At 37.5% G+C, this 16,689-nt stretch carries 16 protein-coding genes; 7 read left to right on the plus strand and 9 right to left on the minus strand.

Annotation, left to right across the window (positions count from 1 at the left end):
- Position 1: 1 nt before the first annotated feature.
- The 3 genes from U8526_RS08195 to U8526_RS08205 form a co-directional block, all read right to left on the minus strand.
- Positions 2-1,846, minus strand: a complete 1,845-nt coding sequence (locus U8526_RS08195) for a PTS beta-glucoside transporter subunit IIBCA (RefSeq protein WP_334341464.1) — start codon at positions 1,844-1,846, stop codon at positions 2-4.
- Between the two features lie 287 nt (positions 1,847-2,133).
- Positions 2,134-2,958, minus strand: a complete 825-nt coding sequence (locus U8526_RS08200; RefSeq protein ID WP_334341465.1) for an alpha/beta hydrolase — start codon at positions 2,956-2,958, stop codon at positions 2,134-2,136.
- 22 nt (positions 2,959-2,980) lie between these two features.
- Positions 2,981-4,957 carry a glucose PTS transporter subunit IIA gene (locus tag U8526_RS08205; protein WP_334341466.1) on the minus strand — a complete coding sequence of 659 codons (1,977 nt, stop codon included), beginning with the start codon at positions 4,955-4,957 and terminating at the stop codon, positions 2,981-2,983.
- Positions 4,958-5,373: 416 nt separating this feature from the next.
- Here U8526_RS08205 and U8526_RS08210 point away from each other — a divergent pair, with 416 nt between their 5' ends.
- The 4 genes from U8526_RS08210 to U8526_RS08225 all read left to right on the plus strand — a co-directional run bounded on the left by U8526_RS08210 (position 5,374) and on the right by U8526_RS08225 (position 9,182).
- Positions 5,374-6,207 (plus strand): EAL domain-containing protein, encoded by an 834-nt coding sequence (locus U8526_RS08210; RefSeq protein WP_334341467.1) that lies wholly within the window; start codon positions 5,374-5,376, stop codon positions 6,205-6,207.
- A complete protein-coding gene (locus tag U8526_RS08215) occupies positions 6,185-6,691 on the plus strand; it encodes a hypothetical protein (RefSeq protein ID WP_334341468.1) in 507 nt (168 codons plus the stop codon). Before U8526_RS08210 ends, U8526_RS08215 begins: the two co-directional genes overlap by 23 nt.
- Positions 6,692-6,701: 10 nt before the next feature.
- Positions 6,702-8,024: a glycosyltransferase gene (locus U8526_RS08220; RefSeq protein WP_334341469.1), complete on the plus strand. Its 1,323-nt coding sequence runs from the start codon at positions 6,702-6,704 to the stop codon at positions 8,022-8,024.
- A gap of 468 nt (positions 8,025-8,492) precedes the next feature.
- Positions 8,493-9,182, plus strand: a complete 690-nt coding sequence (locus U8526_RS08225) for a M57 family metalloprotease (RefSeq protein WP_334341470.1) — start codon at positions 8,493-8,495, stop codon at positions 9,180-9,182.
- 40 nt (positions 9,183-9,222) lie between these two features.
- On the opposite strand, the gene U8526_RS08230 is transcribed toward U8526_RS08225, so the two are convergent.
- From U8526_RS08230 to U8526_RS08245, 4 genes are all read right to left on the minus strand, one after another.
- Positions 9,223-9,492, minus strand: a complete 270-nt coding sequence (locus tag U8526_RS08230; RefSeq protein ID WP_334341471.1) for a hypothetical protein — start codon at positions 9,490-9,492, stop codon at positions 9,223-9,225.
- 112 nt (positions 9,493-9,604) lie between these two features.
- Positions 9,605-10,159, minus strand: a complete 555-nt coding sequence (locus tag U8526_RS08235; RefSeq protein ID WP_334341472.1) for a TetR/AcrR family transcriptional regulator — start codon at positions 10,157-10,159, stop codon at positions 9,605-9,607.
- 87 nt (positions 10,160-10,246) lie between these two features.
- The gene (locus U8526_RS08240) at positions 10,247-10,858 is read right to left on the minus strand and encodes a sugar O-acetyltransferase (RefSeq protein ID WP_334341473.1); all 612 of its coding nucleotides are present in this window, start codon (positions 10,856-10,858) and stop codon (positions 10,247-10,249) included.
- Between the two features lie 55 nt (positions 10,859-10,913).
- Positions 10,914-12,386: an MFS transporter gene (locus U8526_RS08245; protein ID WP_334341474.1), complete on the minus strand. Its 1,473-nt coding sequence runs from the start codon at positions 12,384-12,386 to the stop codon at positions 10,914-10,916.
- A 198-nt stretch (positions 12,387-12,584) separates the two neighbouring features.
- Here U8526_RS08245 and U8526_RS08250 point away from each other — a divergent pair, with 198 nt between their 5' ends.
- Complete coding sequence (locus U8526_RS08250) at positions 12,585-14,108, plus strand: Y-family DNA polymerase (RefSeq protein ID WP_334341475.1); 1,524 nt, start codon at positions 12,585-12,587, stop codon at positions 14,106-14,108.
- Entirely contained in the window at positions 14,108-14,545 is a 438-nt protein-coding gene (locus U8526_RS08255; protein ID WP_334341476.1) for a hypothetical protein, read from the plus strand. The genes U8526_RS08250 and U8526_RS08255 overlap by 1 nt, the downstream gene beginning before the upstream one ends.
- A 6-nt stretch (positions 14,546-14,551) precedes the next feature.
- Here U8526_RS08255 and U8526_RS08260 read toward each other — a convergent pair whose 3' ends face one another.
- The gene (locus tag U8526_RS08260; protein WP_334341477.1) at positions 14,552-15,280 is read right to left on the minus strand and encodes an SDR family oxidoreductase; all 729 of its coding nucleotides are present in this window, start codon (positions 15,278-15,280) and stop codon (positions 14,552-14,554) included.
- Positions 15,281-15,401: 121 nt separating this feature from the next.
- Here U8526_RS08260 and U8526_RS08265 point away from each other — a divergent pair, with 121 nt between their 5' ends.
- Positions 15,402-15,743 (plus strand): winged helix-turn-helix transcriptional regulator, encoded by a 342-nt coding sequence (locus U8526_RS08265; protein WP_334341478.1) that lies wholly within the window; start codon positions 15,402-15,404, stop codon positions 15,741-15,743.
- 268 nt (positions 15,744-16,011) lie between these two features.
- On the opposite strand, the gene U8526_RS08270 is transcribed toward U8526_RS08265, so the two are convergent.
- Positions 16,012-16,689, minus strand: coding sequence for an ABC transporter ATP-binding protein (locus tag U8526_RS08270; RefSeq protein ID WP_334341543.1), 678 nt, complete (start codon positions 16,687-16,689; stop codon positions 16,012-16,014).

Below are 16,689 nucleotides of genomic sequence, written 5' to 3' on the forward strand. Positions count from 1 at the left end.
ATTAAACTCCTAACTTAGCAATATTCAAAACTGGTTGAATTCCTTCATTATCAGCTTGATTCTCAATTTCAGCATCAACTGAATAGTCATTTTGATTCGTGACAATCATCATAGTTATTGGATTAAATCCAGCTTCCTTAATAGCATCTAAATCAAAGGTTTCTAGTAAGTCACCTTTTTTAACTTCTTGATTCGGTTCTACTTTAACATCGAAATATTTACCATTTAATTGAACTGTATCTAAACCAATATGGAACAACACTTCAGCTCCGGAATTAGTCTTCATTCCCAAAGCATGTTTGGTGTCAAAAATCATTTCTATCTTACCATCTGCAGGAGCATAAAGCTTTCCCTCACTTGGTACTACAGCAATTCCTTTTCCTAATAATCCTTGTGAAAAGACATCATCTGGTACTTCTGATAAAGCTACAACTTTACCTGATACGGGAGCGTCTAATTCTTCAGAAACGTTGATATCTTTTTCCTCTTTATCATCTACAGTTGATTCTTCATTTTTCCATAGGAATAAGCCAGCAGTAAACGATACTGCGAATGAAATACCAAATCCGATAAAGGCTTTAATTAAGTTCATTGGATCACTCTTATCAACAAACATTGGCATACTTGCTAATCCTGGTCCAACTAACGTGAACGCATTGATTCCGGCAATACCAATGTAAATACCACCAACAACACTACCGATAATAACACTGGATAATGCTCTCTTATGTTGCAAAGTTACACCGTACAAAGCGGGTTCAGTAATACCGAAGAAAGCTGAAATACCTGCAGAAATCGCTGTAGATCTCAAAGTAGAATCTTTAGTTCTTAGTGCGACAGCAAAACAAGTACCACTCTCAGAAATATTATGTGCTAGTGAAGCTGGAAGATAAAGTGCTTCTTTACCCATAGAACTAAAAGTTGCAACAACGTATGGAATCATTGGTTTGTGCATTCCAGTGGCAACCATGAATGGAAGAACACCAGCTAACAAGGCTGTGGCAACCCAACCTAAATGAGTATTTAAGAATAAAATAATATTTACAAAATATTGACCAACTACGTAACCTAAAGGTCCTAAGAAAAGCAATGTAAGTGGTGCTGTGATCAGCATTGACATCATCGGTACAAAGAAAATTCTGATTGGCTTTGGAGAATACTTAGTAAAGAATTTTTCCATGGCCGCATATAAAAGAACACTTAAAATAGCGGGAAATACTTGTGAACTATAAGTAACATTTAAAACATGTAATCCAAAAATCTCTGTACCCTTTGCTAACATAGTTGCTATATCAGGTAATATCAAAACACCAACAACTGATATGGCGACTAACGGATTAACATTTAATTTTTGAGCTGCCGTAACAGCTACCAATAGAGGCAATAGATAAAGTGGTGCTCCACCAATTAAATTTAGAACTTGATAAGTCTGACTCTTGTCACTCATCCAGCCAAACATGGCAACTAACATAAGAAGTGCCTTTAAAATACCACCACCAGCAATTGCTGGAACCAATGGTTGAAAGACACCGATGATAAAGTCTAATACAATGTGCCCAATTGATTGTTTTGACTTAGCCGTTGCATTGCCTTTAAAACCTTTTCCCAAAACATTTTGAACAGCGTCAAACATTTCTACAACATCATTACCGATGATAACTTGGCATTGACCACCAGCGATAACGGCACCGAGTACACCGTCGACACCTTTAATCTTATCTAAATCTGCTTTATCGAAATCGTTCAAAGTAAATCTCAATCTAGTAGAACAGTGGATCAAAGTATTGATGTTATCTTTTCCACCAACATATTTAACAATTTGACTTGCACTATCTTGAATAGCCATTACGTTCACTCCTCTCAGACATGTTTCCGTTCAAATTCAGCATAATTTTGACCAATAACATTAGAACCAGAAATACAGTCGATTGATATTAGTCGCAAAAAAAAGACAGCACCTAAAAAATTCAGAATTTACTCTGATTCTTTTAGATCCTGCCTGCTTTACCAGTTACATGTCTAATTTATTTTCTTAACGGTTATTAATGTAAGCCCTTTCTTAAAAATTGTCAAGTTAACTTCGAAAAAAAATATCACAACTAGATACGTCTGGCATCTAATTGTGATATTTATTTATCCAAGAAATTTCATCATTTGCATCCAGTTAAAAGCTAACTCGATCCACTTGGCAGTCCATGAATTCAAATATTTCTTCTTCCCTGGCTTTTGAGTCACATATGTCCCAAAGGCTAGTCCATGAATTCCCGACCCAAATAGATGGTATTCAACTGGCACGTTCACATCGTTCAATTGATCGACATACTTAATCGTATTGACGACTTTAACTAATTGATCAGTCTGCGTCTGCCAAACAAACGCCGGCTTGGATTGCGAATTTACCAGTTCCTGTGCTTTCCACAAGCTCTTATCTTCAGTAATTTGATGAAGCGCTTGATCGTCATCTGGGAAACTGCCTTTTACGGTCATATCTATAACCGGATATCCGAGTATAACGGCCGCATGAGTTCCTTGATACTGATCTAAATGATATTTCTGGCTTAATTCTGGACTTGTTGCAACGCCGTTATAAGTCGCTACAACGTGTCCTCCGGCCGAAAATCCGGCTAGAATTATTCGTTTCGTATCAATATGATGTGCTGTTGCCTGCGTTGTGATCCAATCAATTGTTTTCGCCATTTCTTGTAAAGCAATGGGATAAACTGGTTCATCACCAATCAATTGATACTCTAGGACCACCGCATGCATTCCATACGAATTGAACCTCAAGGCAATCGGTTCTTCTTCTCTTTGTGAATGGAAGGTAAATCCACCACCGGGACAAATAATCACTATCGGAAAATCAACTTCTTGTCCAAAGTCATCGACCTGATCGAGCCAATATCCTTTAACCTTAAAATCGTGATCAGAGATAGTGAGATTGTATTGTTTCGTCTCCATATCTGCATATCTCCTTAACTTATTAAGCTGTTTTTATATTCATGTTCATGGGATCGGCTTTTTTGGCCAACATTTTGTCGGTAAAACCAAATAGATAAACTAAAACAACTGAGATTAAAAGCGTACCATAATGTGAAATCAAATATCCATAGAAATTGCTGCCAATACCAACACCTGGTGTGATAAAGGCTGGGAATCCAATTAAAGCTCCGGACAATGCATAATTGTTAACTCTTAAGAATCCGGTCAAGGCACCGCCTAAAGCACTAGCAATACTTGCAACAACAAAGATTCGTTTGTACTTCAAATTGACACCATACAGTGCAGGTTCGGTAACACCACAGAATGCTGAAACAGCGGCTGCTAATGAAACTTCCTTCAGCTTCTTATCTTTTGTCTTCAAGAAGACAGCCAAAACTGCTCCACCTTGAGCAACCATTGTAATTGATACGATAGCATTGATATAACTGTGACCATTTGTTGCAATATCATTAATAATAATAGGAATAAGTCCCCAGTGTAGGCCGAAAATAACCATTGTCTGATAAACACCACCAAGTACTAATCCAGAAAGTGTAGGACTAAAGCTGTAAATAGCAACTAAACCATTTGATAAACCTTTACTTAGAACGGTAATGATTGGCCCAACACCAATAATAATAACTAAACTAAGAACCAATGCTTCAATAATAGGTACAAAAACACTTCTGAGATAGAGCGGAATGACTTTCTTCAAGAATTTCTCAACATACTTACCTAACCAGGCAGCTACGATAATTGGGAAAACTGATGAAGTGTATGAAACTAACGTTGTGGGGATTCCTAAAAAAGTGGTACTTGCAGTACTGGCTTTTCCAGCCAAAGCCACAAGATTAGGATAGATAATAATTCCTCCGACAATTGCTAAAACGATTGGATCTGAACCCAATTTTCTAGCGGCGGTAAATCCTAAAATAACTGGTAAGAAATAGAAAGTTGCATCTCCGACCGCATTAAGAATGGCATAAGTACCACTGGTCGTGGATAATACTTTGAATCCTGTCAAAGCAGCCAAGATACCTTTTAAAATACCTGAACCGGCTAAAATCCCAATGATAGGAATCATTGAAGCAGTCAAAACACCAATGAAGTTGCTGAGGCCACTTTTAATTTTTGACCAAAAATCCTTAGGTTCATTAGCTTTATTGGCTTCTTTAGTGGTTTGAGCCACCGCCTCGGCTGTAGCTGAGTTATTTGCATATTGGGTACCAATTTGAGCTATAACGGCGTCATAAACGTCTGTAACGGCTTGTCCAATAACGACTTGGTATTGGCCACCAGCCTTGGCAACACTGATAACTCCATCCAAATTTTCAATTGCTTGATCATTGGCTTTGTTATCATCTTTCAAATAAAAACGTAATCTAGTAATACAGTGAATCAAACTGTTGATATTCTCAGTACCACCAACGTTTTTAACAATATCGGCGGCTAATTGATCATACTTACCCGAGCCTACTTTGGCAGGTTGTTTTTCTTGAGCCTGATTAACAGATGCAGCCGCCACAGTTGTTCCGGCCTTTACATCTTGATCAAAATTGCTCGTCATAAACTGCTTTAATATATCGTTACTATTCGTGATGGCGAGAATAACAGTCTTCTGCTTGCCTGCATCAGTAACCATCTTCAAATCCATCTTGACAACTTCTTGACCGGCTGTAACTTGGTCGCCTTGCTTAATGGACACCGTAAATGGTTGACCTTTAAGTTCCACAGTATCAATCCCCAGATGAATCAAAATATCTGCACCATCTTTTGTCTTGATACCGAAAGCATGCTTAGTCTCTGAAACTAACGTCACCGTTCCCGAAACTGGTGAAACAATGTTTCCGTCTGTCGGTTCAATAGCAAATCCTTGTCCCATCAGTCCTTGAGAAAAGACCGGGTCTTTAACCTGAGAAAGTTGCATCAACTTCCCATCAACAGGAGCTACCAATGAAATCAATATTTGATTATTCATAATGCTCAGTCCTTCTGAAATAATTCCATTATTTGAGTACGCTTACATTATATAGAGGGCTTATTTCATAGTCAATATTTATGCGAATAAATTTTAAGGTAAATGTTGAACATATGCTTATATTATATATTCATTGGTAATATAGATTTTATACTGATAACAGTGAATTACCAAAACGCCATCCACAATTGGTATACTCGTACATCGAAAGTGCTTAATTCTTTCAAAAGCCAACTTGTATATCAAAAAACAAATTTATTATTTTTAGATATTAACAATATATTCATAATTGATTATTATTTTGGAATAAATAGTTACATTGACGGTGTCATTTTTAATATAAAACATCCCTACCACGGTGTATAATACCCTAGTTTGCATTTTATATCCTTAAAATAGGAATCAGGAGATTTAGAATGGATCTAGCTTTTTTAGAAAGATTTTTGTTAAGACTAATTGTGATAACATTAATAATTTTTATAATCACTATCATAATTTATTATTGGAAATCTAGAAAAACCAGTAACAACTATTTAGAGAATAAAGACTTCAATTTAAAATACTTCATTCAAAAACAAGTCGATCATACCGGCAAGACCATCGGCTATGAATGTCTTTTACGTCAGCACAATCCTGACGATACTTGGACTCTTCCAAAACAACTAGATTCATTACCATTACAACGAGTGATTTTTCTCTTAGAAGACACCTTCAAATCATTACCTACCGAAAAAATTCGTCTTTCAATCAATTTAGAATATAACCAAATTATCAGTTCCGACTTCCAGTACTTTGTTCGCTGGGCTATTTCTAAAATAGAACCTATGCAACTTTCAGTCGAATACACTTCCGCTTATGGTCCTAAACATATCAATCATTATCTCTTCGAGAGCCGAATTAAAAGCGCCAAAGAATATGGTATGGAATTCAGTATCGATAACGTCGGTTCAGAGATGAAAAGCTTGCATCAGATCGAATGGATGTTACCTTTTGTCGATACGATCAAATGTTCCATGCGTGCCTTTCGTAAAGAAGATCCTAATACATGGCTAGATTTGAATTTGCAATCTTGGAATAAGATCTCCAAAGAAAATAATATTGAATTGATCTTAATGGGAATTGAAAACAAGGCCGATGAGGATCTAGCCTCCTTCCTGAATATCAACACTCGACAAGGGTACCTTTTTGGTCATCCTGAAAATCCTAAGAAAATTCGAGAGAATACCGATGTCAAAGAAACAAGAGAATAAACAACAATTATATACCGACGAATATTTTGAAAAAGGCCACTGGCTATTAAAAATTTTTCAAACACTAATAGGTCTAATCGGTTGGTTAGCAGTTATTATTCCAATTGTAATAACCGTTACCGCCTTTTGGGCCAGTTTTGATCCTAAAATTCCTCATATTTGGTCATATTCCGAAGGTATTCTGGAAATTCATTTTATCGGCGTTATCTTACTTTTCGCCTTTGTTATGTCAGGAATATTTTCAATTAGTATGACGATCATCCAAAATCGCAAGCGTCAACGTCTTGTTCAACAGTGGCCAACTTTCAATCCCATCAACCAAAAGAAGCGTGAAAACACTATTGATACTTTTATCGATAAACGTTTTGGCAACAAAGAATTTCGTGAAAATGTCCGAACCTACAATGTCCAACCAGAACAAAATCTTGATACTGACGAAATACAAAAACTCTACGATGCGCACGACATTAACGATTTAGATTAGGGGAAACAATATGTCCAATATTTTTATCGATCATCTATTTGAATCCACAACTTTAGGCACTATTCTCAATACTTGTCTTCTAATTCTTTGTCTCTACCCTATTACAGGGTCCTTTTTGTGGTTCTTTGGTGCTATTTCATACCGTTTCATCAAAACTGATAAGGAAGACAACACTTGGAAAAATATTCCTCCAAATAGACAACCCATGATAACTATCATGATTCCTGCCCACAATGAAGAAGTAATGATAGAAGAAACTATCACTTATTTATTTGAAAACTTAAATTACAGTAACTATGAGGTTCTAGTTATGAATGACGGATCAACTGACAAGACCGCCGAGATTATTAAAGATCTTCAAGAGAAGTATCCACAACTACGAACTATCAACATTATTAAAAATAAAGGTAAGGCCCATGCTTTCAATATCGGTATGCATTTTGCCAAAGGCGAATATATTTTAAGTAATGACGCTGACACCATCCCCGAACCTGACGCATTGATGAAATATATGAACTTCTTTATTCATGCACAGGATATGAACACTTCAGCCGTCACTGCCAATATGGATGTGCAGAATCGAACTTCCCTTTTAGGTAAATCTCAAACTGTAGAATTCTCCAGTATTGTCGGAGTTATTAAGCGAAGCCAGAGTTCCATTAATGATTCAATGTACGCTTATAGTGGTGCTAATACTTTGTACAAAAAAGATTTTCTTATTGATGTAGGTGGATTCCGACAAAACCGAGCCACAGAAGATATCAGTATCGCTTGGGATCACCAAACAATCGGTGCAGTACCAAGATTTGCTCCCAACATTATTTTTCATATGAATGTCCCCGAAACAATTCGTGATCTCTATAAACAACGAAAACGTTGGGCTCAAGGTGGTACAGAAGTCTGGTTAACTAATCTCAAGAAATTTATTTTCCATCCCATTAAGAGACGATACCAAATGTCGATGTTCATCGATTCAACCTTATCAATCATCTGGTCCTTTTTCTTCGTCATTACCTCAATAGCCTTCATTCTTTTAATGATCTGGTTTGCAATCCACGGCAATTATGAACGTATCTTCCACGCACTAGCCATCTCCTTTATCTTCGTGACCTTCGAATTAATTGCAGGCTTACTTCAACTATTAACAGCCTTATTGCTAGATCACCATGGTGCCAAAATGAAATACGTATTCTTTTCGCCCCTATACATCCTTTTTTATTGGATGGTAAATCCAATTACCGTCGTTATGACATTCATTCCAGCAATGAAAACTATTCTCGGCTTTGGCTCTGGAACTTGGGTCAGCCCTAAACGAAAAAGTCTTCAAAAATAAGAACGGCCTCTATTAAGGCATTTAAGTATATTACCGTATATCTTGAATGCCTAACAGAAGTCGTTCTTTTAATTTAATATTTCCATTTGATTAGATAGGATCAAAGGATCTCTAAACACTGCAATTTTATTCGATAATATTAGAGCCAAGGATATAGTCAACCGCAAAAAGTCTGTGGGCCCTCAGTGGTGCCATTATACTTAGCTTGCGTAGCAAGGTTAGTATAAGACCGAGCTTGGAGATCCATGATTGCGCACAAAGTGCGGAATTATTAGCTTCAAGTCGTGTCCACCACGTTCCAGTGGCCCACAGATTTTTTGCGGTTGACGGGCATACTTTCGTTATACCAATTAGTATTTAGCAAAAAGCCACAGAAAAAAGGCTTGTAATTAAATCATTGGACTTTTAAAAGCCAAACATTTATCATAATGAGGATATTCAATGGTTCTCAAAGGAGTATTACTTATTATGAAACGAAAATCATGGATATGGCTGCTTATCTTAGCATCAATAGTATTAGTTGCCACTAAGAGCCCCAAATTTATACCACAAGTTCGGGAACAAGTTCGAGAAACTAACACTAAGATACAACCTTACCTTTATTCACTAGAAGCTTCCGTTAATCGTAAGTTAAGTGGCACTAAAGAAGCCACCAATGATAAGCAAGTGGGCAAAGATGCAACGCCCATCGAGGGACCTTTGAAAGATGTTACGATTTCCAATACGTACTACTTTCACTTTAAGAAAAACGTCCCTGAATCAGTTCAAAATGTTTTTATCTACGCTATCAATACCTATAACAAAACTGGTATTGTGCGTTTAGTTCCAGGTGAAGCTGAAACTAATAAAAACAGCATCACTTTCTTTGTTTATAACAAAAAAATAGAAAACGCTGGTTCCAACACTGTTGAACTAGGAAATGGTGGTCCTTCATCACTAGTGATCAACCACTATGCTATCAACAGTGCTCAAGCTGGATTAAATCTTGAATATTCAAACCTTTCTATTTCAGAATCCGTTGCTGTACATGAGTTAGGACACGCTCTAGGTTTGGCACATAGTTCAGATACCAATTCTGTCATGTACCCAATCGACCAAGGTGTAACCACACTGTCTTCATCTGATATAGAAAGTCTTAGAACTATTTATGACCAATAAAAAATTCCGCTAATTCTGAAAATGAATTAGTGGAATTTTTTTATTTCTTGTTAATATTCTTTTCCCTGATACTCTTGATCCAACGTGGCGAATAACCGAATTCCAATGAGATTTCTTGATTAGTCATATTGTCTAATTTTCCATCACGAATGGCCTCTTTCAAAGCAACCCGATCGTACATTTTCATAGGCAATTGTAACTGTGTTCCTCGAAATAACTCATATATCTTCAGTAAATTATCTTCTCCAACAATGTCGTATAACGCCTTATACGTTGGATGCAACATATCATAATTCAACTTGCTGCGCATATGCACTCCCTCCTACAACGATATTTTTTCTAACATCATTAAAATATCAAAAAATGCACAGCACTAAAAATACATTGTACATGTAAGACTACATGCACTATTTACTGCTTTTTTACAGTGAAAGTAGCGTTATATCTAACATTTTATCAAAGCTATCACGTGTAGACATTAGGTTTCTGTCAAAACGATTATTTCTGTCATTAACAATTTCACCTATAATCAAATTACTCAACATTCGCAAAATTATTAACTGAGATTTTTTATCATCAACTAAAGATTCTAATAATTCATTCAATATTTTATGAATCATCATATAGCCATTATTCGAGTCATCAGAATTTAATTTATCTTTGGGAATACTCAAAATTTGTTTAACAACCAGAAAATGACCTAGGGAATATTGAACGCTGACGTTAGCAAAGGTCTTTACCGCTTGTTTGCCAGAAAGCGCTAAGAGATCAGCCTCTAAACGCTGGGCTAGTTGCTTATAAAAATTATTCGCTACGGCGACTTTTAGAGCCATTACATTTGGAAAATAGTTATAAATAGCCTGTGGACGTGTGCCCAACAACTTACCTAGTCTGGTAAAAGTTAGTGTCTCTTGATTATTTATAATTTCGACTGCGATACTAACGATTTTCTCTTTCGATAAAGTACGTGCTGTCAAAATTTACCTCCCACTTTGTACCGACAAAATTCAAATCATAATCCATTTTAATTAATCTAAGTAAATTCCGCAATTCAGGACGCTTTGTTATTTCCAAACATCTAATTTTTCATTTTTATAAAAATAATCGTGATCATGCTGGTTTATTGGTCTTAAAATTTTACAAGGTGTTCCCACGGCTACAACATCAGATGGTAAATCTTTTGTAACGACGCTGCCGGCACCAACAACAGTATTATCACCGATTGTAACTCCTGGCAATACCGTCACATTAGCACCTAACCAAACATTCTTTCCAATGTGAACTGACTTATTGAATTGATAATGAGTCTTTGCTCGTAACGGCGAGTAAATTGGATGTCCGGCCGTTGCAATTGTTACGTTGGGGCCAAACATGGTACTATCGCCGACAAAGATTTCTCCATCATCAACCAGAGTGAGATTAAAGTTGGCATAAACGCCGCTTCCGAAATGAACGTGCTGACCGCCCCAGTTAGCGTAAAAAGGAATCTCAATCATCGAATTATCTCCCATTTGCGCAAACATCTCTTTCAATAGACGTGTACGGCCTTTAAAATTGCTTCTCTTTAAAGCATTGTAGGCGTCATTTTTTTCTTGAGCAGCAATTTGTTGTTGCATTAGTTCTGGCTCATCCGGATTGTAAACTTTTCCTTGTTGCATACGCTCAATATTATTCATTTTGACCCTCTTTTTGAAAACGATTACTTTGATTATAACAAAAAAAGGCTTCAACTTACGAAGCCTTGTGTGCTAAATGTTCACGTCTAAATAGATACAGTAAAATAACAATAACTAATATGATCAAGATCATCGCCGTTAGCATGATGCTGTGAATTCCTTGGAAAAAGATTCGTCTCATCTCTGGAATCAAATGTTGTGGCAAATACTTCGCATCAGCGGCATTACTCAACTTGTTCATCATTGACATCGTGATATTACCATGACTTTGGCTAACTCCACGTATCAAAGCAATATTCAAAATAACTCCATAAATTGAGGACATGAAAGTCTGACTCAAAATTCTAACTAAATAAGCAAATGAAGTTGAGATTGGAACATCCCGTTCTTCAACATCAAATTGAACGGCAATCAATAAGGCATTGAAACAGATACCGACACCAAATCCTTCAAAGACCCCCATGATCAATAGGAATGTGTAACTAGCGGTTTGTTTTGCAAAATACAATCCCGCAAACGAGATCAGAAAAGCAATTGCCCCGATACCAATGATCGAGTAACGACTAATTTTTCTTTGAATCAAAGGTTCTAATTCAGAACCGATGAAGTTGGCGATGGCACCTGGTATTTGTGTCATACCACCAATCAAGGCACTCAACCCCATAATTCCTTGCGCCCACATTGGTATGTAGATATTGAAGGCCACGAACGAACCCCACAATAAGGCAAACAGGATTAAATCAATCACTAGTTTCTCATTTTTGAACAAGCGATTAGGAACAATTGGATCATCGACACGATTCTCGACTCGTGACATCCACCAGATCAGTAAAAGTCCAACGATAATGAAGCCTAAAGTTACAAATATTGAGGAAACACCTAATAACTGGATTCCCACTAAGATTGAAGATAGACCTAATACCATCAAGATGGCACCGTGATAATCGACTTTAGAGTGATTCAAGTTTTCTTTGATCTTGAAGAAGAACGCAATAATAAGGATAGAAATTAGTGCTAGTGGCAAATTAATGTAGAATACCCAATGCCAACTGAAGGTATCAACGATCCAGCCACCAATCAACGGACCAATAATTGAAGTTCCACTAAATCCAGCTGAAGCAATACCGATAACTTGGGAACGGCGTTTAATATTCTTGAATATTTGTGAATAGATAATGAACGGAATTGTATTCATTCCTCCGGCACCTATTCCCATGACGCTTCTAGCAGTGATAAACCAGATGATATTCGGCGCTAACCCCTGAAATAACGCACCAATCATGAAGACAATCGTAGCAGTAATGTAGGCAACTTTATTACCACGTTTCTCACCAAATTTGCTCCATAACGGTGTCGAAACGGCCATTCCTAAAAGGAAAATAGCAACGATCCAGCCCATATACTGAATACCATGCAAATCACTGATGATTGCCGGTAAAGCCGTATTAATAATTGTCGCATCAAGTCCCGCCATCATATTCGACAAAACTAATGCGAAAGTAACCAAAATCTTTCTGTTCCTACTCATATCCTTACTTCTTCCCCTATATAAATTCCATAAAAAATAAGACCCACACGACGTGCAATGTCTTATCTTTACAGCGTATAAACATGATGTTTACTGAAAATAATTATCTATCTTTCAATTATAAACTTAATCATTTAAACGTACAAATTGTAATGGTATAATTTCAAAAGAACATACGTTTGGGAAAGGGATACGAAAATGGCTAAAGAAAGAACTTATATGGCAATCGACTTGAAATCATTCTACGCATCAGTTGAGTGCATTGCCCATAATTTGAACCCTTTAAATGATAATTTAGTCGTTGCGGACAATTCCAGAACAGATAAAACGATCTGTCTTGCCGTGTCTCCTGCCCTTAAAAAGTTTGGCGTTCCCGGGCGGCCAAGATTATTCCAAGTCGAACGGATGGTCTACAAACTCAATCGGGAAAAAATGAATAGTGCTCCCCACCATCGTTTGACCAGATATTCTTCAATTGACCGCCAACATTTATTGAAATCACCCACCCTAAAAATTGGCTATAAAGTGGTCAAACCACGAATGAACTTTTACATGCACAAGAGTGCTGAAATTTACGGAATTTATTTACGATTCATCGAGGCTAAAAATATTCACGTTTATTCAATCGACGAGGTCCTAATGGACGTTACCGATTATTTAGAGACTCATCACGTCACTCCACATGTATTAGCCAAAACGATCATTCAAGAGATTCAATCGGAAACTGGTATCACGGCCACAGCTGGTATTGGTACTAACCTCTATCTAGCAAAAGTAGCGATGGATATTGTAGCTAAGCACATCCCTGGAGATCAAGACGGTGTCCGTATTGCGCAAATGAATGAACATCAATATCGACAATTGCTTTGGGCTCACCAACCATTGACTGACTTTTGGCGCATAGGTCGTGGCTACTCAAAACGCTTAGAAAAATTAGGCTTGAATACTATGGGTGATATTGCCCGCTGTTCTTTGGGCAGTTTGTCTGATGAAATGAACGAAGAAATACTCTATCGTGAATTCGGAAAGAACGCAGAATTGTTAATCGATCATGCTTGGGGACACGAAACTGCTACACTCGCCGACATCAAGAATTATCGTTCCGACAATCATGGTCTCTACTCGAGTCAAGTTTTGATGAAACCTACTTCCTATGATGATGGATTAAAGATTGTTCGCGGTATGAGTGATAATCTAGCACTGGATTTGGTTCAAAAGAAAGTAGTAACTAACTGTGTGGGTCTTATCGTTGATTACGATATCAAGAGTTTGCAGATCGACAACAGTTTCAATGGTGAACTGGTCGATGACTATTACGGTCGCAAAACGCCCAAGCCCGCTCACAATCACATTAAACTGGATGCCTTCACTTCTTCATCAAACGAGCTCCGTCAAATTTTTAAAAAGTTATATGAAGACAATATCAATAGCAAAATGTTGATTCGTCGTGTCACCCTCACAGCCAACAATTTAACCGATGAACAACTTGCCCAAAGACGTCAGGTTTTTAAGCAGACTGATTTATTTTCAAATACTCAAAATGAAATCATCCAAGACCAACATTCGCAAATTGAGCGTAATCGTGACCGCAAGATTCAGGAAACTATTCTCGATCTCCAGAAAAAATTTGGGAGTCGTAACATCGTTCTAAAGGCTTCTGACTTAGTCGAGGGTTCTACAACTATTGAGCGAAACAACCAAATTGGAGGCCACCACGCATAATGGATGAGAAAAAGTTAATTGAACAACAAATTTTTAATGATACTTCCACTTATCAAGATATCATGGATCTGCCTTATCGCCCTTCCAAACGCCACCTACCAATGGAACAAATTGATCGAGCTGCCCAGTTTGCTCCCTTTGGAGCTTTAGATGGTTTCAGTACTTTGATCAAAGAAAAATCTGAAAACTATGCTCGTAAAAAATACTCCAGTGCTGAACAAGAAACACGTATTATGCAACAACTTAACTATTTAAAAACTCATCCGTTAAAGGTAGATGTTAATTACTTTAATGATCAATCTGGTTATTACGAACATCTCAAAGGCTATCTTAAAAAGATCGAACCTCAAAAAGGACGAGTAACTTTTGATGAGACTCCTATCGTTATCGTCAACATCCGCGCAATGAAAAAAGTCCCGACTTGTAATCGAGACTAATCAATATTAAGAATCTTGACGTGTAGTTGCAATATCAACTTCACGAATGTTAACTTCTTGAGGCATGTCATACATGAATTTAACCGTTTCAGCAACGTGCTTAGGATCAAGTACCACTCCACCCATAGTTTCTTCCCAAGCGGCATAGTCTTTCAAAGCTGACTGACTTGTCACATGTGTTAATAGTTCAGTTTCCGCCGCACCTGGTGCCACCATCATGATACGAACATTTTTGGCTGAATTTTCTTCACGAATAGTTTCTGACAAACCGTGTACTCCAAACTTAGAAGCTACATAGGCTGCGTGATTAACAAAAGTTTTCTTACCAGCAATTGAAGACATATTCAAAATTGTACCATGTTCACGTTCACGCATATCGTTTAGGACAATTTGTGTACCGTTTAAGACACCCATAACGTTAGTATCCAACATTGTTTGCCATTCTTTAGGGTTTTGGACTTGAACGTTACCTAACAACATAACGCCAGCGTTATTAACTAACAAATCTGTCTTACCATATTTGGCTTCTGCCTTACGAATAGCTTTTTCGAATTGATCATAATCAGTTACATCAACTGATTCAGTCATGACATTTTCCATACCAGCAGCCACCTGTTCGAGCTTCTCAGTTCTACGTCCCAGTAGCAATAATGGGAAACCATCCGCATTAAAAATTTTAGCAATTTCAGCACCAAAACCTGAACTTGCACCTGTAATTACAACTAGTTTTTTCATATATTTTGTATCCTAATACTTCAAAAGATTTTTTCAACGCTTTAAAGTATAATGGCAGGTATTGTTAACAACAAGTACGCACTTTCAGGTTACTAGCTGTGGAAAACTAAGAGGAAAACTTATGGCAAAATATTTAAACGAATTCGACGCAACCATGCAGATGATTCAAGGAAAATGGAAAATCATTATTCTTTATGAACTAGCCGAGACCGGCCACAGCCGCTTTGGTGAATTACAACGCCACATTCAAAATGTTTCACATAAAACATTGACCAACCAATTACGTGAATTGGAGGCTGATGAATTAATCATCAGACACGATTTCAAAACCGCTGAACCACATGTTGAGTATCATTTAAGTGAGAATGGTAAATCATTAATTCCAATTTTAGATGCCATCTGCACCTGGGGCGATACCCATGTTGATCATGAGTTAATTGAACGATCATTGTGCAATGAATAGAGAGCGAAGCAGGCCTGGGAATTTCCGAGGATTTGCCTAAGAACTGGAATTAGCCGCCGAACTTGCGGATAATTTCAGTTCTGTAGCAAACCGGAAGAAATTGGTCTGCGTAGCTCGTTTCAGATAGAGAGTGGAACAGGCCCGTATAGATTCTGAGCATTTGCAGGACTTTGCGAATTGACTGCGAAGCAGGCAGTTCGTGAAGTCAGGCAAAGCACAGGAATCTGGCCTGTGGAACTCGTTTCCACTATAAAGCATAGAACCATGGTTATTTCTTCTCTTCAGTCAAAGTCCCATCCCGCATCACAAATACTCGATCCGTCGAATCCAACAACCGAGTATCATGGGTAATCATAATCACACCACGATGATATTCATGAGCAATTTTAGCAAGTAACCCCACAACCTGTTTAGCCCGTTCTGAGTCCAAACTAGCCGTTGGTTCATCAGCTAGAATCACATCGGGATTATTGTACAAAGCTCTAGCAATTGCAGCTCGTTGGCGTTCACCACCAGACAGATTGCTAGGATAATTCATCGCTACATCAGTCAGATCTAACATCTTTAATAAATCAGTTTGATTCATTTTCTCCTTGTTACTTGGCGTAAACTTATCAACCAATTTGAACTGTTCTTTAACCGTTAGAAAGGGAATCAGATTAGATGCTTGCAAGATGAAACCAAATTTATTAAAACGTAAATCAGTTTTTTTCTTGGCACTCAACTTAGTAACATCTTTTCCACCGACAAAGATTTCACCGGACGTTGGTGTCTGCAAAAGTCCTAAAATGGTCAGTAGCGTCGTTTTACCTGAGCCAGATGGACCAATGATTGCGTTAAACTCACCTTTATCGAGGGTAAAATTGGTTTTGTGCAATGCTTCGACCAGTGTACGGCCAGAACCATATTGTTTCACCACATCTTTTACTTCAATCAAATGCATAAT

Source organism: Companilactobacillus sp. HBUAS56275 (assembly GCF_036913655.1).
In the GTDB taxonomy this organism is placed as follows: domain Bacteria; phylum Bacillota; class Bacilli; order Lactobacillales; family Lactobacillaceae; genus Companilactobacillus; species Companilactobacillus pullicola.

What these genes read in the sequence shown, in the direction of transcription:
- U8526_RS08195 (WP_334341464.1), bottom strand. Translation starts at nt 1,846, where the DNA reads ATGGCTATTCAAGATAGTGCAAGTCAAATTGTTAAATATGTTGGTGGA.
- U8526_RS08200 (WP_334341465.1), bottom strand. Translation starts at nt 2,958, where the DNA reads ATGGAGACGAAACAATACAATCTCACTATCTCTGATCACGATTTTAAG.
- U8526_RS08205 (WP_334341466.1), bottom strand. Translation starts at nt 4,957, where the DNA reads ATGAATAATCAAATATTGATTTCATTGGTAGCTCCTGTTGATGGGAAG.
- U8526_RS08210 (WP_334341467.1), top strand. Translation starts at nt 5,374, where the DNA reads ATGGATCTAGCTTTTTTAGAAAGATTTTTGTTAAGACTAATTGTGATA.
- U8526_RS08215 (WP_334341468.1), top strand. Translation starts at nt 6,185, where the DNA reads ATGTCAAAGAAACAAGAGAATAAACAACAATTATATACCGACGAATAT.
- U8526_RS08220 (WP_334341469.1), top strand. Translation starts at nt 6,702, where the DNA reads ATGTCCAATATTTTTATCGATCATCTATTTGAATCCACAACTTTAGGC.
- U8526_RS08225 (WP_334341470.1), top strand. Translation starts at nt 8,493, where the DNA reads ATGAAACGAAAATCATGGATATGGCTGCTTATCTTAGCATCAATAGTA.
- U8526_RS08230 (WP_334341471.1), bottom strand. Translation starts at nt 9,492, where the DNA reads ATGCGCAGCAAGTTGAATTATGATATGTTGCATCCAACGTATAAGGCG.
- U8526_RS08240 (WP_334341473.1), bottom strand. Translation starts at nt 10,858, where the DNA reads ATGAATAATATTGAGCGTATGCAACAAGGAAAAGTTTACAATCCGGAT.
- U8526_RS08245 (WP_334341474.1), bottom strand. Translation starts at nt 12,386, where the DNA reads ATGAGTAGGAACAGAAAGATTTTGGTTACTTTCGCATTAGTTTTGTCG.
- U8526_RS08250 (WP_334341475.1), top strand. Translation starts at nt 12,585, where the DNA reads ATGGCTAAAGAAAGAACTTATATGGCAATCGACTTGAAATCATTCTAC.
- U8526_RS08255 (WP_334341476.1), top strand. Translation starts at nt 14,108, where the DNA reads ATGGATGAGAAAAAGTTAATTGAACAACAAATTTTTAATGATACTTCC.
- U8526_RS08260 (WP_334341477.1), bottom strand. Translation starts at nt 15,280, where the DNA reads ATGAAAAAACTAGTTGTAATTACAGGTGCAAGTTCAGGTTTTGGTGCT.
- U8526_RS08265 (WP_334341478.1), top strand. Translation starts at nt 15,402, where the DNA reads ATGGCAAAATATTTAAACGAATTCGACGCAACCATGCAGATGATTCAA.